This is a genomic window from Phenylobacterium aquaticum (assembly GCF_022695515.1).
GTDB lineage: Bacteria > Pseudomonadota > Alphaproteobacteria > Caulobacterales > Caulobacteraceae > Phenylobacterium > Phenylobacterium aquaticum.
On the sequence record NZ_JALDPT010000002.1, the window covers coordinates 61,820 to 86,312 of the forward strand.

Consider the following 24,493-nt stretch of genomic DNA (forward strand, 5'->3'; position numbering starts at 1 on the left):
GCTAGAGCCCCAGCTCCCGCTTCACGGCCCGGGTCAGCTTGGCCGCCACCAGGGCGTGGGCGTTGACGAGCCAGCCCTCCACCTCCGCGGCGTCGAGACCGGCAAGATCATCAAAGGCCACCCACTTGGCCCGCGCCAGATAGGGGGCGGGCCGCGCCGCCCCGCTCTCGGTCAGGGCCTCATAGGCGATGTCGCTGACCTTGATGGAGAAGGCGCCGCCCAGGTCCATGACGGCGAAGATCTTGCCGCCGACCTTGAACACGTCCGCCCCGCCCCACTGCACCACATGGGTGGCGGCGGGCAGGGCGAGGGCCGCGGTCTTGAAGGCCTCCGGCGTCAAGCCTGAACGCCCACTCCGATGGGGCAGGTGACGCCGGTGCCGCCGATGCCGCAATAGCCGGCGGGGTTCTTGGCCAGGTACTGCTGGTGATAGTCCTCGGCGAAATAGAATTCCGGGGCGGGCGCAATCTCGGTGGTGATCGGACCGAACCCACGGGTCTTCAGCGCCGCCTGATAGGCCTCGCGCGAAGCTTCCGCCGCCGCGGCCTGTTCGGGGGTGTAGGTGTAGATCCCCGAGCGATACTGGGTGCCGATGTCATTGCCCTGGCGCATGCCCTGGGTGGGGTCGTGGTTCTCCCAGAACAGCTTCAGCAGCGCGTCATAGCTGGTGAGCTTGGGGTCATAGACCACCAGCACCGCCTCGGTGTGGCCGGTGCGGCCCGAGCAGACTTCCTCATAGGTCGGGTTGGGCGTGATCCCGTTCACATAGCCCACCGCCGTCACCCAGACGCCCGGCGCGTCCCAGAACTTCCGCTCCACGCCCCAGAAGCAGCCCATGGCGAACTGGGCGAGTTCCAGGCCCTCTGGATAGGGCCCCTTCAGCGGGCGGCCATTGATGAAGTGGGTCTCGGCGGTCGGCAGGGCCGTGGGCCGGCCCTTGAGGGCGGTGTCGGCGGTCGGCAGCTCGAGGGACTTCTTGGCGAAGAACATGGGGAGATCGCCTTTCGGTTCAGGGGTTCGATTGAGCCTCAATATAGACGCACAGGCTGTTGATTGCACCGTCCGCCCGCACGGCTGACGCGCCGGAGTTTTCATGACACTGTTCTCCCAAACAGCCGGGGAGGCGACGATGGGACGATCGTGGCGGACGATGGTCATGGCAGGCGCGATCCTGAGCCTTGGCCTGACGGGTCAGGCCTTGAGCGCGGGCGGCGGCGGAGGCGGCGGCGGCGAGATGCCGTCCATGTCCGCCCCGACCTATGATCCGGCCGCGGAATACGCCAAGGGCGTCGCCGCGATGAACGCCCAGGACTACAAGGCCGCGGCCCGCGCCTTCGATCACGTCACCCAGGTCGCGCCGACCAGCCTGGAGGCGTGGCGCCTGCTGGGGGCGGCCTATGCCGCGAGCGGCGACCAGAAGCGCGCCCGACGGGCCTATGAGCGCGCCGTGAAGCTGTCTCCCGATGATATCGCCAGCCACCAGGGCCTGGGCCAGGCCCTGGCCGGGCTGAAAGACCCAAAGGCCCAGGGCGAGCTGGACTGGCTCAAGGCCCGAGCCACAGCCTGTGGAACCTGCGTCGACGCCGCCGCGCTCAAGGCCGCGATCGACGCGGTCCAGTCGGCCATGGCCCCAGCGCCGGCGCCCGCGGCCGCCCTGACCGGCGGCCCGATGCTGTTCGCCGGACCCGCCGCAGGGGACGCCGCCTATGTCCAGGCGGTCAGCCTGATCAATCAGCACCGCTATGACGACGCCCTGGCCGCCCTGGGCCAGGCCCGCCAGGCCTTCGGGCCGCATCCGGACATCCTGACCTATCAGGGCTATGCCTGGCGCAAGAAGGGCGCCTTCGATCGGGCGGAGACCTACTACCGCCAGGCCCTGGCGATCGCCCCGGAGCATCGCGGCGCCACCGAATATTATGGCGAGCTGAAGGTCGAGCGCGGCGACATGGCCGGCGCCCGGGCGATGCTGGCGAGGCTGGACCACATCTGCGCCTATGGCTGCGCCGAGGCCGAGGAGCTGCGCCGTTGGATCGACGTCGGTCACGAACCGCGGTCCTAGGGCTGGGCCTCGCCCTGGCGGCCGGTCTTGCGGTCGCCGCCGCGCCGCAGATCGGCCCACCGCTTAAGGGCCTGCGCTGGCTGGCGCCCGGCGCGGACCCGGTGGCGCGCCTGACCCGCGCGCCCACCGAGTGCCTCACCCTGCCCGCCGCGCCCGCCGCGCGGCTGTCGGTGGAGATCGGCCGGGCCGCCTTCCGCACCCCCGTGGTGCTCGGGGGTCAGGCGGCGCGCTCCGGCGTGGCCTGCGAGACCTGCCACCAGTCCGGCCGCACCAATCCCGAGTTCCATTTCCCCGGCGTGTCCGGCCCGCCCGGCACGGCCGACGTCACCTCCTCGCTGTTCAGCACCCATCGCGACAACGGGGTCTTCGATCCCAGGCCGATCCCCGATCTCAGCGGCCCCAAGGCCCGGCTCAAGATCAGCCAGGCGCCGGGCGATCCGGCCTTGGCGGCCTTCATCCAGGGCCTGGTGACCCAGGAGTTCGACGGGCCTCAACCGCCGCCGGCCGTCCTGCAGGGGCTCGCCGACTACGTACGCGCCCTGTCGCCGGAGGCCTGCCCCGCCCAGGCGGATCGTCCCGTCGACGTCGCGGGGCTGATGGAGGACGCCCGCCGCGCCGCCACCGCCGCGCAAGCCTTGGCCGACGCAGGCGATCGCCCGGCCGCCCTGGTGATGATCGCCGGCGCCCGCGCCCGGCTGGGCCTGATCGACGAGCGGTTCGCGGCGCCGGACCTGGCGCGCCAACGCCGCGCCCTTATGGCCGCCGACCGCAGGCTCGCCACCATCGCCGAGACCTTGCGCGGCAACGCCCCGCCGCCCCTCACAGCCCTCGCCGCATGGCGACGCGACAGCCTCCGCCTGGAGGCCGATCTGACCCGCCAGTCCGGCCGCTCGCTGTTCGATCCGCCCCATCTCGCCGCGACCTTGCAAGTCCGCTTGCCCCGGCAGGCGTCCTGAGTATATTGCGCGCCTTCCGCGACGGGGTGCGCCCCCTCGATGGAACGGGGTGAGGTGGCGGAGTGGTCGATCGCGCACGCTTGGAAAGCGTGTTTAGGTGAAAGCCTAACGAGGGTTCGAATCCCTCTCTCACCGCCATTCAGTCTGGCAAGCAGACTCAAGCCGGCGGCAAGTTTCCCAAGACCCGAAGTTCGCGCGTGGGCGATCCAGCGAAAATGCCCTCGGGATGGGGACATCGCTGGGCTGAACGCGGGCCCGGCCCTCCGCGCAGAGGCCGCCGCCGGACAGCCCGTCAGGCGTCCGGATTGGGGTCTTCGCGGCCGGTAAGCGACACCCTGTTTCGGGTCCTCACCCGCTCAAGGTCCTCCATGCGGCCCATGGCCCCGCTCTCGCGCGCGACCACCTGCGCCACCAGGGCCTCCATCTGCGCCACGGCGCCGACGAGACTGTCATAGGGAGAATCGACCTCGACCGGGCAGGTCAGGGTGAAGTCCGCAAACTCGGCGATGGGCGACAGCCAGCCGTCGGTGAACAGGATGACCCGCACCCCGCGCTCGGAGGCCTGGCGCGCGAACTCGACGACGTTCGCCTGGTAGCGGCGATAGTCGAAGACGACCAGCACATCGCGCCGGGAGAAGTCGATCAGCAGATCGAAGGACTCGGCCGACAGCGCCCCCAGGCCGGAGACACCGCCCCTGAACTGCACGAGATAGCCGGTGAGCATGCCGGCGACGTGGCGGCTGAAACGGCCGCCCAGCACGCCGACATGGCGGGCCTCCATGATCAGCTCCACGGCCCGTTCATAGGTCGAGCTCACGGCGGATTCGGCGGCGCTGGCCGTCAGCTCCGCGACCGATTCGAGGTAGGATTTGACGATGCTCTGCTCGGAGCCCTTGTTCAGCTTGGCCTCGACCATCATCAGGGGCGACCGCAGCCGGGCTTCCACCTCCTCCAGCAGACTCGCCTGGAACGCCGCGAATCCCGTGAAGCCGAGCTTCGCCGCGAAGCGCAGGACCGTCGGGTCGCTGACATGCGCCCGCTTGGCCAGATTGGCCTGCGACCCCAGTCCGGACAGGGGATAGTCGCTGAGCAGCACCTGGGCGATCTTGGCCTCGGCGGGGGTCAGGGACAGCGAACCGGCGGTCAGCTTTTCGCGGATCGTCAGGCGCTCGGCGGCCTCATGCTCGGCGGTCACGAAAGTCTCCTGGTAAGTCTCGCCGCGCGCCGCAAGGACGCGCCTGCCGGGGCGTATCAGGCCCGCGGCCACGCATCGCACAAGGGCGTTCCGCGCGGGCGCGCCGGGCGGTTCGCTCATCGGGCGCGCGCCAAAGACAAGGCCGCGTCGTCGACCCGCAGAATGAGGCTGTCGATCCGGCCGTCGACGCCGCGCACGAACTCGAACCGACGGGCGGAATCCGCCGTGCTGACAAACTGCGTCGGCCCCTCCGGGACCAGTTCCTCCTTGGTCCCGCGCCCGACGGTCTGGGCCCATAGCCGGCCATTCTCCACCATGACGCCGAACGCCTCGGGGGGGCCTTCGATCGACATGCGCCCGCCGAGCACCCCGCGGTCCCCCGTCACGCGGTAGGACCCGGCCAGTTCGTCCATCTCCGCGGCGGACAGGCGGAACGGCGGGACCTTGGCCACGCCGGTGACGTCCCACCCCTCGGCCGCGGCGACGGCGCGGCGCACCTCCTCGCGGATCGGCCCCGCCGAGGCGCTGTTGGTGAAGATCACGACGCCGTCGCCGGTCGCCAGATCGCCTTCGAAATAGGCCTTGTAGGAGTCGTTCGAGCCGGTGTGCGAGAAGCGGCGGGTCAGGCCATGCCCGTCCAGGAAGGGCCCCAGCCCCACCTGGCTCGGCCCCACGGGAGTCATCATCTGCCGCGCGAGCCCCTGGCTCAACAAGGCGCCGGACTTGCCCTGGTAGGATTGGATCAGGGCGATGACCAGGCGGGCGTATTCGGTCGGCGTGCTCCAAAGGCCGGAGGCGGCGGTCTCCGGCATCGACTCCCAACCGCGCGGCAAGGCGCGCGGCCGGCCGTCCGGCCCATGGGCCTTGGCGACATTGCGCCAGGTTTCGGGGAGCGGTTGTTCATAGGTGCTGCGGGTCAGCCTCAGGGGATCCAGCAGCCAGGTCTTGGCGGCCTGGGCGAAGGTCATGCCGGTTCGATCCTCGACAATGACCTGCTCCACGGTGACGCCGCCCCCCGAATAGTGGGCGCTGGCGCCGGGCGACCAGGCGAAGGTGACCGGTCCGACCACCGAGGGGGCGCGGCCCTCCAGGGTGTCGATCTCGGACGGCAGCGGCTGGCCAGGCTGGAAGTCGGGGAAGCCGCTGACGGTGAAGCCGGCGGTGTGGGACAGGATCTGGCGAAGGGTCACCGGACGACCCTGGCTAAGGGCGGTCTCCGGCAGTCGCCACCGAACCAGATCTTCACGGACGTCCCGGTCAAGATCGAGCTTGCCCGCATCGACAAGACGCAAGGTCACGGTGGCGGCGCCCACCTTGCTGACCGACCCGACCGAGAACATGGTCTCAGGGTCCGCCCGTTCGGGGGACCCGGCTTGCAGCACGCCCCAGGCCTTGGCCCAGGCGACCTTGCCGTCGCGGATGACGGCGATGCTGACCGCGGGCACATGATAGAAGGCCATGCGCTCCTGCATCGTCCAACGCACGGGCGGCTGGCCGACGATCTCCACCGCCGGCCTCAGGCCTGTCTCCACTGCGTGGACAGGGTCGCGCACGGGCTGGGCCGCGAGGCCGGCGGCGGGCGCGGCGATCGCGACCCAGGCCGCGAGGGCTCCAGTCTGGATCAGGTTCAAGGCCAGCGCCCTCCACTTCCAATGGGTCGACCGGACGTGAAGCCCGGAGCTTGAGTCTCGCAGAATGGGCGCGACAGCCACGGGCCGCCCGCCGCCGCAGGCCATTCGCCTGTGAGGGCGGGCCAGGCCCGGGCCTTCTCGCGGCGCCCGCCCCGCAATGTAAGAAATCAAACATTCTTGCCATTTGTGGATGAATATGTTTGTTTCAATACATTCCAACTCCCCCTCTCGACGGGTGTCTGATGCCGAGTTCCATCCTGCTTAAGAGCGTTGACCCGCTTCACCGGCCAGAATGCCGGGAGGACGACGACTTCGCGCCCGTGTCCGGCCAGCCGATGGTCATGCGCCAGGGTATGGTGATCTTCGCCTCGACGGGCATGTTGTCGGCGGCGACGGGCGACAGCCTCTGGGCCCTGGCGCCCCATCGCGGCCTGTGGGTTCCCCGGGGGGTGACCCTGACCTTGCACTTCCGGCGCGGTGTGACCCCAGGAGCCCTGACCATCCGCGACGCCGCCGACCTGCCGGACTCGCCGCGACTGGTGGAGATGACGCCGCTGCTGCGCGAGCTGATCCTGGAGGCCGCGCGCATGGCCAAGCTCCCGGCCCCCTCGGCGGAGGTCACCTGGATCAACCATCTGCTGAGCTCCAGGATCGGCGCCGCGCCCGAACAGCCGAGCCGGATCCGCGCGCCCACGGACTCGCGGCTCGCCCGCATTTGCGAGGCGATCATCAGCGATCCGTCGGACAACCGGCCGATCGACTATTGGGCCGCCAAGATGGCGATGAGCCGACGCACCCTCACCCGACGGTTTCGCGAGGAGATCGGCATGAGCTTCTCGATGTGGCGCCAGCAGGTGCGACTGCAGGAAGCCCTGGTGCGCCTGGAGATGGGCCAGCCGATCACCACCATCGCCCTGGACGTGGGCTATGAATGCCCGACCTCGTTCAGCACGGTTTTCCGTCAGACCTTCGGGGCGCCGCCATCGCGGTATGTCGCCCCCTGAGGGCGGCAAGATCGGGCCCGATCTGATGCGGGCCGAGAACCATCGGATGACCGTCCTTGCGCCGACGCGACCCGCGTCGGCCTTGGCGTTTGACTGAAGTCCCTTGAAATCAGACCGCGACCGAGACGAAGGCGTCGGCCAGGCGCGCGGTCCACGCCCCCACGCCCTCGGGCGTCGCGAGCTGGTCGTTCCGGACCTCAATGAGCACCGCCGGCAGGGCACGCGCCTCGCCGTGCACCAGGACGCAATAGTCGGACTCAGCCTCGATCCGGTAGGGCGCGTTGCGGCCGATATTGAGCGCGGAGTCCGCCGCGAGGGCGTCGGCTATGCCCTCGCCAAGACCCGTGCAGCGATTATAGAGCACCCCCGCATGCCAGGGCCGGGTCGCCCCCAGATAGCTGGGCGAGAAGCTGTGGATCGAGATCACCGTCGTCGCCGGCCGGCCAGCTGGCGCTCGTCGAGATGGGCCTGAATCCGCGCGTGAAACGGGGTGAAGATGCGTCGGACCCGATGCAGGGCCTCGTCCAGGGCGATCGTCTGGTTGCCGGGAATGTCCGTCGCTTCGGACTGCTTGGGCATCGCCGAGGGCACATGGATCGGCCGGTTGAGATCGATCAGCAGCCGCGAGTAGGTGCCCAGGAAGGCCGGCGCCGACAACCGGTCGGAGAGCGCGCGGGTCAGGGCCGCCGCGCCCGGATCCCAGGCGATGTGATCCACGAGATCGGCCGGCCTCAAGCCCAGGCCGCCATACTGGTCGGGCACGTGGTTTGAAGCGTGCTCGCAGACCAGCACGATCGGCGAAGGTCCGCCCTCGTTGAGCACTTCGATCGGATCAGGCCATTGGGCGGAATCGTGTGCCATCCGGGCGTCCATCAGTAGAGTCCCTGGTAGAGGTCGCAGACCTGGGCCGGGGACAGGCCGGCGACCCGCGCAAGCTCCGCGCGACGGACGCCGACATAGGTCTCCAACACATCCCCGGCGAGCCAGCCACGAACGATCGGGTCGGCGTCCAGGGCCGCCAGCGCGTCCTCCAGGGACTCCGGCAAGCGAACGACGCCCAGGGCGGTTCTTTCCGCCGCCGAGAGGCCATCGGGATGGCGCGGGGCGATCGGCGGCGGCGCGAGGCCGGCGTCCAATCCGGCCAGGCCCGCCCGGACCAGGGCCCAGGCGGCGAGATAGGGATTGGCCGTGGCGTCAGCCGCCCGGTATTCGACATTGAACTGGCGGTCGGGGTCCCCGCCGCCGGCGGTCCAGGTCGGGCAAACCCTCAGCGCCGCCTCGCGGTCTCGATCCGCCAGCCAGGTGTAGGCCGCGCTCCAGCTCTGCGGCCGCAGGCGCAGGTAGGATGGCGGGCTGGGCGCGGTGAAGGCCACCAGGGCGGGCATATGGCGCAGCACGCCGGAGAAGAAGGCGCCCGCCGCCGCCGACAGGCCATTCGCCGCCGCGGCGTCGCGGGTCACGGGCCGACCGGCCTTGTCCCAAAGGCTCAGATGGATGTGGACGCCATTGCCGACCCCGTCGACCGCGACCTTTGGGGCGAAGCTGGCGCGCAGGCCGCAGTTGCGGCCGAGCTCGCGAACGATCTCGCGGATCGCCACGGCGCGATCGGCGGCCCGGACCGGCTCGGCCGGCGCGCAGGTCACCTCGAACTGCTGACGACCGAATTCCGGCAGGACGACCTCCGGCTCCACCCCGGCCTCCGCCAGGGCGGCGAACAGCGTCGGACCGAAGGGGTCGACGCGCCGGAGCGCGCCGAACGACAGGGCGTGGGCTGGCGGCAGATCGACATCGACCGCCTGAAACTCCTGTTCGAAGCTCATGCGCAGGATCAGGCCGTGGCGCTCGGCCAGCTCGTCGGCGGCCGTCCGCAGCAGGCCTCGCGGACAGCCCCGCCAGGGCGCGCCGTCGAGCTCGACGACGTCGCCCACCACGAGATCGAAGGGCGAGGACGCCCCCGTCGCCGTGGTGCGGAACCGGGCGGACAGGTCTGGCGCGAGCCGCAGGTCCCCGAAGGATCCCCAGGGATTGGGCGAGGCGATCGAGTCGAAGGGGGTCAGGGCGAGGTTGGCGGGCAGCCAGCCGACGCCGCTCCCGGCGGCGGCCTCAAGCCGGTCCGCCGCGATGGCCCGCCCCCGGGTGATCGCCGCGAAGTCGGTGGTGACGATGGTCGAGAGCGACACGGACTGAGGCGCGCTCATGGCGCGACCATCTCAAGGAACCGGGCCTCGACGGTCGCGGTGTCGCTGACCCAGCAATAGCCGCCGAAGGCGCCCAGGGCGTTGGCGTGCCGCTCCGCGGTCCGCGCCGCGCAGGCGTCGCCGACGCAGGTGACCATGTAGCCGCGGTCCGCGCCGTCGCGCACGGCCATGTCGACGCACTGGTCGGTCATGATGCCTGCCACCACCAGATGGGTGATCCCGAGATTGCGCAGCACATAGTCGATCGCGGTCGAGTTGAAGACGCCGGACGAGGTCTTGGGCAGCACCACCTCGCCCCGGCGCGGCGCCAGGGCCGGAACCGGCTGTCCCAGCGGGTCGTCGGGCGACACGTGGATGTACGAGAGCTTGTGGTCCAGCGAGCGGTCGCGGCCGTCCGGGGTCAGGCTCTGGATGATCGTGTGCACGACCTCGACGCCCGCCGCGCGCGCGGCCGCCAACAGCCGCGCCTGGCGCGGGATCGTGTTGGCGGCGACCTCACCGTAGAAATAGGCGCGCTCTCCCACGCCCGAACCGTGCGGATCCGCGCCCGGCTCCAACCAAATCCTCTGCATATCGACGAGCAGCAGCGCCGTGGTCCCGATGGGGAACGGCTCGTCTCGCAATCTGTCTGTCACCTTCGACTCCCGCATAGGTCGATCATAGCCCGCCCCCCGGACCAAGCTTGGGCCATAGGGCCAACAAGTTGTGTGCCCGCGCCACGCCCATCTTGCGCTCAGCGGGCCTTTGGCGCGACGGCGCGCGCGGAGTCCCGCCCGGAGATCGAATTGGCCCGATCCGGCGGGCGCCCGGCGGCGCGACGGCCCTAGTCTGGCCGTTCGGACGCTTGGCTCCCTGGACAGACCCCATGACCATTTCGGCGTCGGCCACAGGGCCGGACCGCGCGGCGCGCGACTGGTTCGGCCACCCGCGTGGCCTGACGATCCTGTTCCTGACCCAGATGTGGGAGTGCTTCTCGTTCTTCGGAATGCGGGCGCTTCTGGTCTATTACATGATCCGCGAACTGGGCTTCACCCAGCAGAAGGCGTCGCTGATCTATGGCGCCTACACGGCCCTGATCTTCCTGACCCCGATGGCCGGGGGCGCGCTTTCGGACCGCTGGCTCGGGCGTCGCAAGGCCGTCACCCTGGGCGCCACGATCATGGCCCTCGGCCATTTCATGATGGCGTCGCAACCCCTGTTCTATCCGGCGCTGATCACCATCGCCCTGGGCTCCGGGCTGTTCACCCCCAGCCTGCCCAGCCAGATCCGAGAGCTCTACGCCCCGGAGGATCCGCGGCGTCTGGGGTCCTACAACGTCTATTATGTCGGGGTGAACACAGGGGGGTTCCTGGCGCCCCTGATCTGCGGCGCGCTCGGCGAGACCTTCGGATGGCATTGGGGGTTCGGCGCCGCCGGGGTCGGCATGGCGGTGGGCCTGGCGATCTACCTGCTGGGCGGACGTTGGCTGCCTGAAGAGCCGAAGACCGGGCCCAGGCGCGACAGGGCGGCCGCCGTCGATCCGGCGCCGGGACGTTGGCGTCTGCTCGCGGCGACCGGCTTCGCCGTCGTGCTGTTCCGAGGCGCCTACGAGCAGATGGGCAACACCATCGCCGTCTGGGCCGCCACCGGCGTGGACCGCGGCGTCCTGGGCCACGCCATTCCCATGACCTGGTTTCAGGCCATGAATCCGCTGTTCATCGTGCTGCTGACGCCGCTGGTCCTGGCCTATTGGCGTAGACACACCGCGCGTCGGTCGGAGATGCCGCCCCTGTTTCGCATGGCGATCGGCGGCGGGATCGTGGCGGCGGCCTATCTCATCCTGAGCGCGGTGGCCGCCCTGTCCCCCGCGGGGAGCGCCTCCTGGGCGTGGCTCGTCCTGTTCATCGCCATCGTGACCCTGGGCGAGCTCTGGATCCTGCCGGTCGGACTGGGACTCTTCGGCCGCCTCGCGCCCGCCGGCATGGCGGCGACCATGATCGCGGCCTGGTATCTGGCGGGCTTCGCGGGAAACATCCTGGCCGGCGTCATCGGCGCCTTGCTCACCGACCTGGGCCCGGCGCCCTTCTTCAGCCTGATGGCCGCGGTCGCCGCCAGTGCGGGCGCGGCCCTGTTTGTCCTTAACCGTCGCTTCGGCGCCCTCGCCGCCCATGACCCCGAGGCCGGCGCGGACAGATAGGCCCTGCGCAACACCCCGCTGGCCCGGCGCCGAAAGCCGGCGCCCCGGCCTTGGTCTAAGCCGGACGTCGCATCGGACCAGGGGAGAACGGCATGCCGACGACCGGTCGCGCCCATCTTGAGACGTGGAGCTACGCCAAGCCTTTCGTGATCTCGCGCGGGGTTCTGACCGACGCCCAGTTGCTGGTGGTCGAGCTGTCCGACGGCCTCGCGACCGGGCGGGGCGAGGCCTGTCCCGTGCCCTATTTCGGCATGACCCCGGACGGCGAACTGGAGAAGGTCCAGGACATGCTGGCGGGTCTCGCGCGCGGTGAGGACTGGGCGACCCTGCATGATCGACTGCCGGCCGGCGCGGCCCGCAACGCCGTGGACTGCGCGGTCTGGGATCTGCGGGCCAAGGCGGCCGGCCGCACGGTGGCCGAGCTGCTGGGACAGCCGCCCCTGCGGCCGGTGGTCACCGCCTTCACCCTCGGCATCGATGAGCCCGACGCCATGGGCGAGAGCGCCCGTCTGGCCGCCGGGCGTCACTCGCTGCTGAAGATCAAGCTGGGCGACGCCGCCAAGGATCGTGCGCGGATCGAAGCCATCCGGGCCGCGGCGCCAGGCGTGCGGCTGATCGCAGACGTCAATGAGGCCTGGACCATCGACCAGCTCGTCGACGCCCTGCCGACCCTGCGCGCCTGCGGGGTCGAGATGATCGAACAGCCCCTGCGCGCCGGCGAGGACGACGCCCTGGCCGAGATCGAGCATCTCGTGCCGATCGGGGCCGACGAGTCCTGCTTCACGACCGCCGATCTCGACCGGGTCGCCCGGCTCTACGACGTCATCAACATCAAGCTCGACAAGTGCGGCGGCCTGACCGAGGCGATGCGGATGATCGACGGCGCCAAGGCGCTGGGTCTCGACGTCATGGTGGGCTGCATGATGGCGACCTCGCTCGGGATCGCGCCGGGCGTGATCGTGGCCCAGCACTGTCGCTTCGTCGACCTCGACGCGCCGCTGATGCTGCGCGGCGACCGGGATCCGCCAATCCCCTACCAGGGCGACCAGGTCCAGCCGCCGCCCTCGGCCCTCTGGGGCTAGCCACTTCGCCCCGTCCGCTCAAACCCCACTTGAAGACCTGTCCATGCCTCCGCTTCTCCGCACCTGCTGCACCGCGCTCGCCGCGATCCTGGCCTTAGGTTCCCCCGCCGCCGCGAAGCCTCGCGCCGCGGCGGCCGCGCCGGCCTATGACCTGATCATCGAGAACGGCCGCGTGATGGACGGAACCGGCAATCCCTGGTTCCAGGCCGACATCGGCGTGCGCGAGGGGCGCATCGCCTCGATCGGCGACCTGCATGCGGCCAATGCCAAGACCCGGATCGACGCGCGCCAGGAGATCGTGGCGCCCGGCTTCATCGACATGCACAGCCACGCCGACGGTCTCGCCGGTCGGCTGATCGGCCTGAGATCGCCGGACCGACAGCGGCGCGAGGCGCGCAACATCGTCACCCAGGGCGTGACCACGGTCGTGGTCAATCCCGACGGCATGGGCGACCCGGGGCTGACGGTGGCCGCGCAGCAGGCGGAGCTGGCTGCGGCGGGCATCGGGCCAAACGCGGCCGTGCTGTCCCCGCACAACACCATCCGGCTGGCGGTCCTGGGCGACGACTATAGGCGCAAGGCGACCGCGACCGAGATCACCGCCATGCGCGCCCTGGTCCGCAAGGACATGGAGGCCGGCGCCTTCGGACTCAGCACCGGCCTCGAATACATGCCCGGCCGGTGGGCCGACACCGACGAGTTGGTCGCCCTGATGCAGGAGGTCGCGCCCTTCCACGGCGTTCACAGCTCGCACATGCGCTCCGACGCCGAGGCGCCCATGTGGTACATTCCCAGCCGCGACCCCGGATCCCCCACCACCGTGCTGGACGCCGTGGCGGAGAACATCGCCATCGCCGAGCGATCCCACTCGGTCGGCGTCATCACCCATATCAAGGCGCGCGGCGTCTATGGCTGGGGCCGCAGCCGCGAGATCATCGCCATGATCGACGCCGCGCGGGCGCGGGGCGTGCAGGTCTATGCCGACCAGTACACCTACGATACCAGCGGCAGCGACGGTAAGATCGTGCTGATCCCAGGCTGGGCGATGGGCGCGCCCGACGATCTCGACAGCGTTGATCCAATCGCGGACTATTTCTCCCAGATGCGGCCCAAGCGGAAGCCTGTCGACCGCAAGGCGGCCCTGAGGACCACCCTGGCCGATCCCGCCGCCAAGGCCGCGCTCTATCGCGACATCGCCTTCGCCATACGGTTCAGGGGCGGGGCGGAGCATATCACCGTGTTCGACGCGCCGGATCGGAGCCTGATCGGCCAGTCCCTGGCCGACCTCGCCCGCAAGCGCGGCATCTCCGCCGAGGACATGGCGGTCGCCCTGCAGCTGGAGGGCACGGACGCGCCTGGCGGGGCGCGCCTGCGCTCCTTCTCCCTCGACGAGAACGACATCGACGCCTTCATGCGCCAGGAGTGGACCGCCACCTCGTCGGACGGCGGCGTCAAGCTGCCGGTGGACGGTCCCGCCACCCACGCCCGCTATTACGGCACCTTTCCACGCAAGTTCGCGCGCTATGTGAATGACCGCCACGCCCTGAGCCTGGCCCAGGCGGTGCGCAGCTCGACCTCCCTGCCCGCCCAGATCCTCGGGCTCCAGGACCGCGGCGTCCTGCGGGTCGGGGCGGCGGCCGATATTGTCGTCTTCAATGACCGCGAGATCCGCGACCGCGCCGACTTCACCAACCCCCATCAGTTCTCGACCGGCGTGGACTATGTCTTCGTGAACGGGGTGGCCGAGGTGTCCGCCGGCCAGGCGACCGGCGCCCTCGCCGGTCAGCCGCTCAAGCGCCCCCATCCATGACCCGCGCCGACGCCTTTGAGCTCGGGCGGCTGGACGCCCATGACCAGGCGGCCCTGGTCCGGTCCGGCGTTCTGAGGCCCGTCGACCTGGCCGCCGCCGCGATCACTCGGATCAAGGCTTTGGACGGCCAGATCAACGCCGTCAGCCACCGCGCCTTCGACCAGGCCCGCGCCGCGGCCAAGGCGTATGGGCGGACACCGGGGGGCCCGGCGATGGCCGGGGTTCCCTATCTGGTGAAGGAAGGGTTGGACTATCCGGGCATGCCCACCCGTTTCGGCAGCCGGCTTCACGCCGACGCGCCGCCGGCCCGGACCGCGTTCCCATTCTCCCAGCGCCTGGACGCCGCCGGCCTGGTCGCCGTCGGCAAGAGCGCCGCGCCCGAGTTCGCCCTTCTCCCGACCACCGAGCCGGTCCTCTATGGACCGACCCGCAACCCCTGGAACCTCGACCGGTCTGCGGGCGGCTCCAGCGGCGGCGCGGCGGCGGCGGTCGCGGCGGGCATGGTCCCGGTGGCCCACGCCTCGGACGGCGGCGGATCGATCCGCATCCCCGCCGCCTGCTGCGGGGTCTTCGGCCTGAAGCCGAGCCGCCACGCCCATGTCCGCGCCCGGGGACACCATGTGGTCGAGGATCTGCTGGTCTCGGACACCCTGCTCACCCGCAGCGTTCGGGACGCCCACTGGGCGACCGTCGTCACCCGCGACGGGGACGGCCTTCCCGCCGGCCGTCGCGACCCCGGCCGCCTCCGGATCGCCCTCAGCCTCACCAACCTGCTTGGCGCTCCGCCTCATCCGGAGGTCGCTCAGGCGGTGCAGCAGGCGGCAAGGCTCTGCGAGACCCTGGGCCACCGGGTGGAGGTGGTTCCCGTCCCCATCGACGGTCCGGGAATCGCCCGGGCGTTCGAGGTGCTTTGGGGCTATCTGACCGCCGAGGTCGTCGACCGCGCCCGCGGCGGCGAACATCTTCTGGAGCCCTGGACCCTGGACCTGGCCGACTGGGCCAGGCGGTTGGAGCCGCGGGATCTGGAGGCCGCGCTGGAGGCCGCCGCCTGGGAGGGGGTCCGGTTCGCCGAATTCACCCATCGCTTCGACGTCGTGCTCTCGCCGGTCGTCACCGATCCGCCCCCCGCCTTGGGCGTGCTGGGGCCCTTGCGCCCCTTCGAGGATCTCAAGCCCGCCATGTTCGGCTATGTGGCCTATACTCAGCTGCACAATCTCATCGGGGCGCCGCGATGTCGGTTCCGCTCCACTGGTCCAGCGACGGCGCGCCGATCGGCTGCATGTTCGCCGCCGCCCGGGGCCGGGATGAGATGCTGCTGCAGCTGGCCTATCAGCTGGAAGAGGCTCAGCCCTGGGCCGACAGATGGCCGCCGCATTCCGTCGGCCCGGGAAAGGTTCTTGATGTCGATTGATCCGATGGCCGCCCTCGACCTGCCCGGCCTCAACACCCAATCGGCGCCGACGCCCGCCCTGGTCCTCGACCGCGATCGCTTGACCCGAAACCTGGCCCGGATGCGGGCTCACCTGGCCCATTGGCCGCAAGTGACCCTGAGGCCTCACCTGAAGACCTCGAAGTCTCTGGCGGTCGCCGCCCTGGCCAGCCCTGACCAGGGACCGATCACGGTCTCCACCCTCCGGGAAGCCGAGGTGTTCGCCGGCCAGGGCTTTTCCGACATCACCTATGCGGTCGGCGTCTCGCCCGACAAGCTGCCCCGGGCGGCCCAGCTCAACCGCCAGGGCGCCCGCGTCAGCGTCATTCTAGACAGCGAGGACATGGCCGAGGCCGTGGCGAGGTTCGTCGGCGAGGCCGGGGTCGCGATCCCGACCCTGATCGAGCTCGACACGGACGGCCATCGGGGCGGCGTCCGGCCAGATGACGCGGCGGTGGGCCGCATCGGCCGCATCCTGGATCGGGCCGGCGTGCTGGCGGGCGTCCTCACCCATGCCGGCGGCTCCTATGGCGCGCGATCCGAGGCGGAGCTGATCGCCTTCGCCGAGCAGGAACGATCCGGCGCCGTGGCGGCGGCCGAGACCCTGCGCGCCCTCGGCCTGCCCTGTCCCACCGTCAGCATCGGCTCAACGCCGACCGTGCTGTTCACCCGCGACCTGAGCGGGGTCACCGAGGTCCGGGCCGGCGTGTTCATGTTCCAGGACCTGGTGATGGCGGGGATCGGCGTCTGCGCCATCGACGACATCGCTCTGTCGGTGCTGACCACGGTGATCGGCCATCAGCTCGATCGCGGGCGGCTCATCATCGACGCGGGCTGGATGGCCCTGTCCCGCGACCGCGGCACGGCGAGCCAGCCGGTCGACCAGGGCTATGGCCTGGTCGCGGACGCAGATGGCCGCCCGATCGACGACCTGATCGTCTCGGCGACCAACCAGGAACATGGGGTGGTGGCGCGGCGATCGGGCGAGGCCTTGGATCCCGCACGCTTTCCCGTGGGCGCGCGGCTGCGGGTCTTCCCGAACCACGCCTGCGCGACGGCGGCCCAGCACGGCCGATACCTGGTGCTGGACGGTCGGGATGTCAGCGCGATCTGGCCCCGGTTCGGCCAGTGGTAGGGGCCGCGCCATGCTGCTGATCTCGGAGGCGGACGCCCGCGACCTGGTCACCCTCGGTGACGCCATTGCGGTGGTCGAGGCCGGATTCGCGGCGCTGTCGCGTGGCGAGGCGATCATGTTCCCACCCCTGGTGGGGCACGGTTCGGACCCCGCCAACCGCTTCGGAGCCAAGGCCGGTGTGGATCGCGCCGCGCGCCGCCCGGGGATCAAGATCGGATCATACTGGGGGAAAAATCCCGAGCGGGGCCTGGCCGCGCACGCCTCCACCACCGTCCTGTTGGATGATGAGACCGGCCGGCCCGCGGCGATCGTGTCCGCGGGCTATCTCAACGCCCTGCGGACCGCCGCCGCCGACGCGGTCGCCGTGCGGTGGCTCGCGCGGCCGGACGCTCATGCGGTGGCCCTTGTCGGCGCCGGCCATCAGGCCGCCTACGACCTGGCCGCGATCCGCCGCGTGCGGACCATCGATCAGGTCCGGGTCTGGAGTCGCGACCCGTCAAAGGCCGAACGCCTCGCCCGGGACGCCGCGGCCGAGGGTCTGGATGTGCGCGCGACCTCGCTGGAGGAGGCGGTGCGCAGCGCCGATATCGTGGTCACGGCGACCGCCTCGCGGGAGCCCCTGGTTCGTCGCGCCTGGATCCAGCCCGGCGCCCACATCTCCGCCATGGGCGCGGACGGGCGGGGCAAGCAGGAGCTGGAGATCGAACTGGCCGCCAGCGTCAGCGCCTTCGCCGACCTCCCGGAGCAGTCCGCCGTGATCGGGGAGTTCCAGCACGCGGTCCTCGCCGGCCGCCTGGCCCCCGACGCCATTCGCGCCATCGGCGACGTCATCGTCGGCGCGGCCCCTGGTCGGGGCGGGCCAGAGGACATCACCGCGTTCGACAGCTCCGGCGTCGCCATGCAGGATATCGCCGTCGCCGCCCTTGCCGTCGATCGCGCGCGGGCGTCCGGGCGGGGCCTCATCGTCAATCTCGACACCGGAGCGATCCCCGATGGGACCTAGACCCGCAGGGATACCCGCGCCGCTCATGGGGCTGGCCAATCTGCCCTTCGGTCTGTGGGGCGGGCTCACCCTGGTGACCATTCCGCAGCTGCTGGCGGCGCGCGGCGTGCCGGAGCCCCTGATCGCCTCGATCACCGCCGCGGCGATGATTCCCACCTTCTGCGGCTTCCTGGTCGCGCCGATCCTGGATGTCGGCCTGAGCCGCCGCACCTATGCGGTGATCTTCGGCCTGCTCACCGCCGCCCTCGCCGTCCTGGCCATCACCCAGATCGCGGCGCCCGTCCGGCTGGCGCCCCTGATGATCGCCGGCTTTCTCTCGGCCAATCTCTTCTACAACGCCCTGGGCGGCTGGCTGAGCAATCTGGTGGATCCGGGCGATGAAGGTCGCCTCGCCTCAAGCTTCACCATCGGCAACATCGCCGGCTTCGGACTGGGCGCCATCGCCTTCATCAGCCTGCTGCGCAGCCTCCCGCCCCAGGTCGGCGCCCTGGCGGTCGGCGCGATTATCGCCCTGCCGCTGCTGCTGATCCTCGCCATGCCGCCGGCGAGTCGCGAGCGGCGGACGGCGCAGGAAAGTTTCGGCGCCCTGTTCCGCGACCTGGCGGTCCTGGTCCGCCAGCCGCTGGTGCTTCGCACGGCCCTGCTGTTCCTGCTGCCCGCCGCCTCGTTCGCCCTGACCAACACCCTGGGCGGCCTGGGCCATGCCTTCCGGGCGTCGGAGTCCTTCGTGGCGATCGTGGCCGGGATCGGCGTGACCGTCGCCGGGATCGCCGGCGCCAGCCTGACCCCGATCCTGTTGCGCAAGGCCCAGCCCCTGTCGCTCTATCTCGCCATCGGCGGCATGGGGGCCCTGTTCACCCTGGCCCTGATCGTGCTGCCGGCCACGCCGGCGGTCTTCGCCCTCGCGGTCGTAGGTCAGAATGTCTTCCAGTCGGCCGCCTTCGCAGTGGAAAGCACCATCGTCTTCCGCACCATCGGCGAGGGTAACCCGCTGGCCGCAACCCAGTTCGGCCTGCTGCAGGCCATGACCTGCGCGCCGATCATCTACATGCAGGCGGTCGATGGCCACGCCTATGGGGCGGGCGGCCTGACCGGCATGTTCCTGGCCGACGCGGGCCTGTCCCTGGCGGCCTGCGCTCTGCTCCTGCCGCTTGTCCTGAGGTGGCGGCGGCGCGCGCACGACAGATTGGGCGGCGTTCCCGCGCCCCAGGAACGGGGCGCGACGCCCTGACCCGATCACGATCACGATTGGCCGTTATCGCGAGGCGAGAACCGGCCCGACGGTGGCATGGAGACGCATGAGGTATTCTCGCCGGCTTATCGCCCTGATCGCGACCACCGCGCTCGCGACCGCCCTGCCCGCCCACGCCGCGGACTTCGATGTCCTGATCCTCGGCGGCAGGGTCTATGACGGCGCTGGGCGCCCCGGGCGGGCGGCGGACATCGGCATTCGCGGCGACCGCATCACCGCCATCGGCCGCCTGCGCGGTCGGACGGCGACGACCCGCATCGACGCGACGGGGCTCGCGGTGGCGCCGGGGTTCATCAACATGCTCAGCCAGGCGGGCGACGATCTGCTGGTCGATGGCCGCAGCCAGTCCGACATCCGCCAGGGCGTGACGCTGGAGATGATCGGCGAGGGCCTGACGGCCGGGCCGCTGAACCCGGCCATGAAGATGCTGTTCAAGGGGCGCCTGGCGAGGCTGGGGGTTCGTGACGCGGACTGGTCCACCGAGGCCGAATACCTGGACCTGCTGCAGCGCCGGGGGGTTTCGCCCAACGTCGCGGCCTTCGTCGGAGCCACCAACGCCCGGCTCTATGTCGTCGGCGCGGACAATCGGAAGGCGACGCCCGACGAGCTCGCCAAGATGCAGGATCTGGTCCGCCAGGCGATGGCCGACGGCGCGTTCGGGGTGAGCTCCGCCCTGGGCTATGCCCCGGCCGCCTTCGCGGACAAGGCCGAGCTGACGGCCCTGGCGGCGGCCTCGGCGCCCTGGAACGGCCTCTACATCTCGCACCTGCGCGACGAGGGCGAGCACCTGACGGACTCCGTGGACGAGCTGATCGCCATCGCCCGGGACGCCAAGGTCAAGGGCGAGATCTATCACTTCAAGGTCGCCGGCCTCTCAGGTCTTCCCAAGCTCAATCAGGCGATCGCCGCCCTCGAGCGGCCCGCAAGGCCGGCGTCCGGGTGGGCGCGGACATGTATCCCTATACGGCCTCGGCCACGGGACTGGACGTCGCCATGCCGCTCTGGGTTCAAGCCGGCGGTCAGCAGGCCTGGTTCGACCGGTTGCGTGATCCGGCGATCCGGGCGCGGGTCGTTGAGGAGATGCGCCACCCGCCCGCCGGGACCAGCAGCCGGCTGGCTGCGGTCGGATCGCCCGACAACATCCTCATCCTGGCCGTGAAGACCGACGCCCTGAAGCCGATTGTCGGCAAGACCCTGGGCCAGATCGCGCGCGAGCGGGGCACGTCGCCGGAAGACACCATCATCGACCTCGTCCTGCAGGACGCCAGCCGGCTCCAGGTCGCCTATTTCATGATCCCGGAGGCCGGCGTGCGCCGCGCGCTCACCCTGCCCTGGGTCAGCTTCGGCTCGGACGGCGGATCCGTGACCGTGGACGGCCCGACGGGACCGGCGGCCCATCCCCGCGAATTCGGAACCTTCGCCAGGGTCCTGGGTCATTATGTCCGCGACGAAAAGGTCCTGCCCCTGGCCGAGGCGGTGCGCCGGATGAGCGGGCTGCCGGCGGCCAATCTCGGCCTGACGGACCGGGGCCTGCTCAAGGTCGGCTATTTCGCCGATGTCGTGGTGTTCGATCCCCGCACCGTGGCCGACACGGCCACCTATGAAAGTCCGCGCCAATATGCGGTGGGGGTGCGCGACGTCTTCGTGAACGGGGTGCAGGTCCTGGCGGACGGCCAGCACACGGGCGCGACGCCCGGCCGCGTGGTGAAGAACACCGCCCGCAAGGCCGCGCCCTGAGGCCGGCCCCTAGCGCCCCGCCCCCGCGGTCCGGACCAGTCTCATCCCGGAAAGGCCGCCGCCCACGATGCGGAGGCCGATCACCCGGTGGGCCCTGTCGCGCTCGACCTGCAACACGCCCAGCCCGATCACGTCGGTGTCGAAGCGGTCACGCATCACCGGATAGAGGTGGGCCTCGTTGTTCGACCACAGGGACCGCGCGACGAGCCGGCCGTCCTTGACCGTGAAGGTGTAGGTCGCATCCACCTCGCGCGAATAGTAGTCACCTTCCAGTTCCGTGAGCGCCTGCGGGGGCGCGGCATAGACCGGGGCCCGCCGAAACAGCCCGCCGAGGGATTGCCCCCCAACATCGGTCAGGGCCTCGAAGCCGATCACCGCGCCCTTGGGGTCGCGCACGAACCGGAACCAGCGCATCCCGTCGCCCTGTCCGCGCGTGAACAAGTCGCGCTCCCGCAGGGTGACCGGCGTCTTCGGCTGGGTGGACGAGGCCCAATAGAGCTTGCCATCGGCGGCCACGAGATCGACCGACCAGATCCCCTCCGGCACATAGCGACCCGCCAGGCCTTTCAGGACCTCGGCGTCAGGCGTGATCGGGGCGGCGTCTTCCTTGTGCTTGGCCGCCGCATCGGCCGGGTCGGCCGGCGGCTTGCCCAGATAGGCGTCGATGATCCGCTCGGCCGGGGTGCCGACATCAATCGGCATGTTGCTGGTCACGGCCAGACCGAAATGCTCCTTCGGCAGCCACACGATCAGGGCCCGATATCCGGCGATCGCGCCCGTGTGGCTGATCGCGTCGCGCCCCGCATAGCGTTGTCGCCAAAGGCCATAGCCGTAATTGACCGGCGCGCCGGTGCTCAGCTTCGCCGGCGCGGTGATCTTGGCCACCAGGCTCTCATCGCCCTGCGGCGGACGGTCCAGATAGCCGATCCATTTCAGCAGATCTTCCGAGGTGGTCTCGAGCCCGGTCGAGCCCAGATACTCGACATTGTAGATCCACCTGCGCCACCCCGCGCCGATCGTCGGCGCATAGGGACTGGCCGCGCCGGGAACGACCGCCGTGACGTCATCGCGGAAATAGGTGTGGGTCATCCCGAGGGGGCGGAAGATCCGCGCCTCGGTGAAGGCGCGCAGGGACTGGCCGCTGACGCGGCGCACGATCTCGGCGAGCAGGATATAGTCGGTGTTGCTGTAGGAGAACTCCGCGCCGGGAACATAGCGCAGGCTGGTCTGGCGCGCGATGAGGCGCACCATCTGGGCCTGGGTCAGTCGCGCCGAGCTGTCGCGCTGGGCCAGGTCCAGCAGGATGTTGGTGTCGCGCAGTCCGCCGGTGTGGTGGATCAGGTCGGCCACGGTGAGCGGGTGGCCATAGTCCGGCAGTTCCGGCAGGTAGCGGTGGATGTCCGCCCCCGCATCCACCTTGCCGTCACGTTCCAGCAAGGCGATCGCATAGGCCGTGAACTCCTTCGACACGCTGGCCACGTCGAACACGGTCTGGGCCGTCGCCGGCTGGCCGTATTCGAGGTTCGCCATGCCCAGGGCGCGGGAATAGATCATGGCCCCGTCGCGATAGACGCTGACGGAAACGGCCGGCGCGTCCTTGCGATCATAGGTCGCCAGTATGGCGTCCACCGCCTTGGCCGTCGGATCTTCCGCGGCCGCGGCCTGGGCCGCGCCGAGGGCCGCCCATAGGGCGACCCCCAACCAGACCCGGCCCCGCCCGGAGTTCGCGCGCGTCACCACCGGTACCGCAGGGTGGCCATCACATTGCGCCGATAGCCGAAGAAGACGCTCTGGGCGTAGAAGCCGGGCGTGAAGTACTTCTTGTCGAACAGGTTGTTGACGTTCAGCGCTACGTCCCATTTCGCGATCTTATACTCAAGAAGGCCGTCAACCAACGTATAGCCCGAGGTCTTGACCGAGTTGTCCGAGTTGAAGCTGCCCGCCACGTTTCGCGCGCCGCCGCCGACATTGAGCGTTCCAGGCCCAACCGGGAATTCCCGGTTCAGGAACAGGGACACGGTGTTGGCCGGCACGGCGAGCTGCTTCAGGCCGAGCTGGGTCACGCCCGCCGCGTTGGGGTTCGCCTTGGTCACCTTGGCGTCGGTATAGGCATAGGCCAGGTTCACATTGGTCCCCAGGACCGTGGCGTCGCCCTGGAGCTCCAGCCCCTTCGATTCGACCTCGCCCTGCTGGACGAAGAAGCCCGCATGGGCCGGGTCGGGCGTGTTGATGTTCTGCTGGACGATGTCATAGACCGACATGCTGACCAGGACGCCAGGTTTGGGCGCATACTTGACCCCCGCCTCATATTGGCGGCCCTGGGTCGGCTTGAACGGCGTGCCCGCGAAGGTCGATCCGGCCAGGGGCTGGAACGAGGTCGAATAGCTGGCATAGGGCGCCAGGCCGTTGTCGAACTCATAGATCGCCCCGAGGCGGCCGGTCACCTTGGCCACCTTGAGCGGCGCGCTCGCATTGTTCAGCCGGTTGAGGGTCTGGGTCTCGACCCAGTCCTGCCGCAGCCCCCCGGTCACCGAGAGCCCCCGCCACTTCAGCTGGTCCTGCATATAGACCCCGGTCTGTTCCAGCCCCTGATAGAGGTTGCTGGCCAGGGTCGCCGCCCAGGTGATCTTCTGGCCATAGACGGGGGCGAAGACGTCGAGCGTCCCGATCGAGCCGTTGCGCTGAACATTGCCGCGGCGCCACCAGCTATAGTCCACGCCCGCCAGCAGGGTGGTTTCGGCGTCGCCGATTTCGGTCTTCCAGGCCATGTGCGCGTCGGTCAGCCAGCTTTGCGACTTGGCCTTCCGATCCAGCGCCAGTCGGTTCACCGAGCGGTTGGCCACCAGGGCGGCGCTCGAGGCGACGTTCACCCCCAGATAGCTGAGGTCGGATTCGGTGTAGCGCAGGGTCTGGCCGAAGGTCAGCCCATGGCTCAGGTCCTGCTTGAGCTCGTAGCCGATGTTGTGGGTCTCGACCCGATAGCGATTGGCGGCCGGGTCGCCCAGGAACCGGCTCGAGGAGATCTGGCCGTTCGGGTTGGCGTAGATCGTGCCGGAGGTGGGGAAGCTCTGGTCCGAGCCGCTGCCGCGCGAGATCTGATACTGCGCCAGGAGGGTCAGATCCGTGGAGTCGGTCGGCCGCCAGGTGAAGGCCGGGGCCAGGTATTCGCGGTCGTCATCGACGTGGTCGAACTGGGTGCCGGAATCCCGGTAGAGGCCCGTCAGGCGATAGAGATACTTGCCGTCGCCGTCGATCGGCCCTCCGACATCGGCCGCCACCTGGCGACGATCGAACGACCCGAGCTGGGCCTGGAGCTCGCCGGTGAAGTCCGAGGTCGGACGCTTCGTGAAGACGTTGACGAGACCGCCCGGGGCGGCCTGGCCGTAGAGCACCGAGGCCGGACCCTTGAGCAGCTCGACCCGCTCGACGCCGAAGGTCTCGATATCGCCGTCGAGCCCGTTGAACTGGGCGCGGAGGCCGTCGCGGAAGACGCTGCCGGCGGTGTTGTTCACGCGGAAGCCCCGCATGAAGAACTCCTGCATGCCTTGCTGCCCGGGATAGTCACGGAACCGGATGCCGGCGCTGTAGCTGAGCGCCTGGTTCAGGTCCTGCACCCCGCGCAGGTCCATCTCGGCGCGGGTGACGACCGAGACCGTCTGCGGCACCTCGGTGATGGGGGTCGGGGTCCTGTTGCCCGTGACCACGACCTCCTCAAGCTTCACCGCCTCCTGGGTCTGAGCTTGGGCCGCGGTCCAGCCGAGGATCGCCGGCGCCAAGGCGGCGCCCGCCAAAAGGATTTGTCGCATCGAAGTTTGTCGCATGGTCA

Annotated in this window: 21 protein-coding genes and 1 tRNA gene; 12 read left to right on the forward strand and 10 right to left on the reverse strand. The window is 70.1% G+C overall.

Annotated features, from left to right (window positions below):
- Position 1: 1 nt before the first annotated feature.
- Both MQH10_RS02140 and msrA read right to left on the reverse strand, forming a co-directional pair.
- Positions 2-340 carry an MmcQ/YjbR family DNA-binding protein gene (locus MQH10_RS02140; protein ID WP_242562427.1) on the reverse strand — a complete coding sequence of 113 codons (339 nt, stop codon included), beginning with the start codon at positions 338-340 and terminating at the stop codon, positions 2-4.
- Positions 337-990, reverse strand: coding sequence for a peptide-methionine (S)-S-oxide reductase MsrA (msrA, locus tag MQH10_RS02145; protein WP_242562428.1), 654 nt, complete (start codon positions 988-990; stop codon positions 337-339). Before msrA ends, MQH10_RS02140 begins: the two co-directional genes overlap by 4 nt.
- 166 nt (positions 991-1,156) lie before the next feature.
- Between msrA and MQH10_RS02150 the strand changes: the two genes are divergently transcribed.
- The 3 genes from MQH10_RS02150 (at position 1,157) to MQH10_RS02160 (ending at position 3,153) form a co-directional block, all read left to right on the forward strand.
- Positions 1,157-2,059 (forward strand): tetratricopeptide repeat protein, encoded by a 903-nt coding sequence (locus MQH10_RS02150; RefSeq protein ID WP_242562429.1) that lies wholly within the window; start codon positions 1,157-1,159, stop codon positions 2,057-2,059.
- A complete protein-coding gene (locus MQH10_RS02155; RefSeq protein WP_242562430.1) occupies positions 2,026-3,015 on the forward strand; it encodes a hypothetical protein in 990 nt (329 codons plus the stop codon). Before MQH10_RS02150 ends, MQH10_RS02155 begins: the two co-directional genes overlap by 34 nt.
- Before the next feature lie 48 nt (positions 3,016-3,063).
- A tRNA-Ser gene (locus MQH10_RS02160) sits at positions 3,064-3,153 on the forward strand.
- A 154-nt stretch (positions 3,154-3,307) separates the two neighbouring features.
- Here MQH10_RS02160 and MQH10_RS02165 read toward each other — a convergent pair.
- On the reverse strand, positions 3,308-4,210 hold the full coding sequence (locus MQH10_RS02165) for a MurR/RpiR family transcriptional regulator (RefSeq protein ID WP_242562431.1): 903 nt from the start codon (positions 4,208-4,210) through the stop codon (positions 3,308-3,310).
- A gap of 116 nt (positions 4,211-4,326) precedes the next feature.
- On the reverse strand, positions 4,327-5,841 hold the full coding sequence (locus MQH10_RS02170; RefSeq protein ID WP_242562432.1) for a serine hydrolase domain-containing protein: 1,515 nt from the start codon (positions 5,839-5,841) through the stop codon (positions 4,327-4,329).
- 242 nt (positions 5,842-6,083) lie between these two features.
- Here MQH10_RS02170 and MQH10_RS02175 point away from each other — a divergent pair, with 242 nt between their 5' ends.
- Positions 6,084-6,845 carry an AraC family transcriptional regulator gene (locus MQH10_RS02175; RefSeq protein ID WP_242562433.1) on the forward strand — a complete coding sequence of 254 codons (762 nt, stop codon included), beginning with the start codon at positions 6,084-6,086 and terminating at the stop codon, positions 6,843-6,845.
- Positions 6,846-6,954: 109 nt separating this feature from the next.
- Here MQH10_RS02175 and MQH10_RS27230 read toward each other — a convergent pair whose 3' ends face one another.
- Genes MQH10_RS27230 through MQH10_RS02195 form a run of 4 tightly spaced genes read right to left on the reverse strand, consistent with a single transcriptional unit; the run spans position 6,955 to position 9,678 of the window.
- Positions 6,955-7,272 carry an N-formylglutamate amidohydrolase gene (locus tag MQH10_RS27230; RefSeq protein WP_242562434.1) on the reverse strand — a complete coding sequence of 106 codons (318 nt, stop codon included), beginning with the start codon at positions 7,270-7,272 and terminating at the stop codon, positions 6,955-6,957.
- Positions 7,269-7,706, reverse strand: coding sequence for an N-formylglutamate amidohydrolase (locus MQH10_RS27235; RefSeq protein ID WP_242562435.1), 438 nt, complete (start codon positions 7,704-7,706; stop codon positions 7,269-7,271). The genes MQH10_RS27230 and MQH10_RS27235 overlap by 4 nt, the downstream gene beginning before the upstream one ends.
- 11 nt (positions 7,707-7,717) lie before the next feature.
- Positions 7,718-9,043 (reverse strand): type I glutamate--ammonia ligase, encoded by a 1,326-nt coding sequence (locus MQH10_RS02190; RefSeq protein ID WP_242562436.1) that lies wholly within the window; start codon positions 9,041-9,043, stop codon positions 7,718-7,720.
- Complete coding sequence (locus MQH10_RS02195) at positions 9,040-9,678, reverse strand: cysteine hydrolase family protein (protein WP_242562437.1); 639 nt, start codon at positions 9,676-9,678, stop codon at positions 9,040-9,042. Before MQH10_RS02195 ends, MQH10_RS02190 begins: the two co-directional genes overlap by 4 nt.
- Positions 9,679-9,908: 230 nt before the next feature.
- Here MQH10_RS02195 and MQH10_RS02200 point away from each other — a divergent pair, with 230 nt between their 5' ends.
- From MQH10_RS02200 to MQH10_RS02235, 8 genes are all read left to right on the forward strand, one after another.
- Positions 9,909-11,219 (forward strand): peptide MFS transporter, encoded by a 1,311-nt coding sequence (locus MQH10_RS02200; RefSeq protein ID WP_242562438.1) that lies wholly within the window; start codon positions 9,909-9,911, stop codon positions 11,217-11,219.
- A gap of 92 nt (positions 11,220-11,311) precedes the next feature.
- The gene (locus MQH10_RS02205; RefSeq protein ID WP_242562439.1) at positions 11,312-12,301 is read left to right on the forward strand and encodes a dipeptide epimerase; all 990 of its coding nucleotides are present in this window, start codon (positions 11,312-11,314) and stop codon (positions 12,299-12,301) included.
- Positions 12,302-12,344: 43 nt separating this feature from the next.
- The gene (locus MQH10_RS02210) at positions 12,345-14,111 is read left to right on the forward strand and encodes an N-acyl-D-amino-acid deacylase family protein (protein ID WP_242562440.1); all 1,767 of its coding nucleotides are present in this window, start codon (positions 12,345-12,347) and stop codon (positions 14,109-14,111) included.
- A complete protein-coding gene (locus tag MQH10_RS02215) occupies positions 14,108-16,675 on the forward strand; it encodes an amidase family protein (protein WP_242562441.1) in 2,568 nt (855 codons plus the stop codon). The genes MQH10_RS02210 and MQH10_RS02215 overlap by 4 nt, the downstream gene beginning before the upstream one ends.
- Positions 16,676-16,685: 10 nt before the next feature.
- Positions 16,686-17,678: an ornithine cyclodeaminase family protein gene (locus MQH10_RS02220; protein WP_242562442.1), complete on the forward strand. Its 993-nt coding sequence runs from the start codon at positions 16,686-16,688 to the stop codon at positions 17,676-17,678.
- A 25-nt stretch (positions 17,679-17,703) separates the two neighbouring features.
- Positions 17,704-18,909 (forward strand): MFS transporter, encoded by a 1,206-nt coding sequence (locus MQH10_RS02225; RefSeq protein ID WP_242562443.1) that lies wholly within the window; start codon positions 17,704-17,706, stop codon positions 18,907-18,909.
- 67 nt (positions 18,910-18,976) lie between these two features.
- The gene (locus MQH10_RS02230) at positions 18,977-20,089 is read left to right on the forward strand and encodes an N-acyl-D-amino-acid deacylase family protein (RefSeq protein ID WP_242562444.1); all 1,113 of its coding nucleotides are present in this window, start codon (positions 18,977-18,979) and stop codon (positions 20,087-20,089) included.
- Positions 20,011-20,667 (forward strand): amidohydrolase family protein, encoded by a 657-nt coding sequence (locus MQH10_RS02235; protein WP_242562445.1) that lies wholly within the window; start codon positions 20,011-20,013, stop codon positions 20,665-20,667. Before MQH10_RS02230 ends, MQH10_RS02235 begins: the two co-directional genes overlap by 79 nt.
- Positions 20,668-20,676: 9 nt before the next feature.
- Here the strand turns inward: MQH10_RS02235 and MQH10_RS02240 are convergent, their stop codons facing one another.
- Together MQH10_RS02240 and MQH10_RS02245 are read right to left on the reverse strand one after the other, a co-directional pair.
- Positions 20,677-22,404, reverse strand: a complete 1,728-nt coding sequence (locus MQH10_RS02240) for a serine hydrolase domain-containing protein (protein WP_242562446.1) — start codon at positions 22,402-22,404, stop codon at positions 20,677-20,679.
- Positions 22,401-24,473 (reverse strand): TonB-dependent siderophore receptor, encoded by a 2,073-nt coding sequence (locus MQH10_RS02245; protein WP_242562447.1) that lies wholly within the window; start codon positions 24,471-24,473, stop codon positions 22,401-22,403. The genes MQH10_RS02240 and MQH10_RS02245 overlap by 4 nt, the downstream gene beginning before the upstream one ends.
- Positions 24,474-24,493 lie beyond the last annotated feature (20 nt).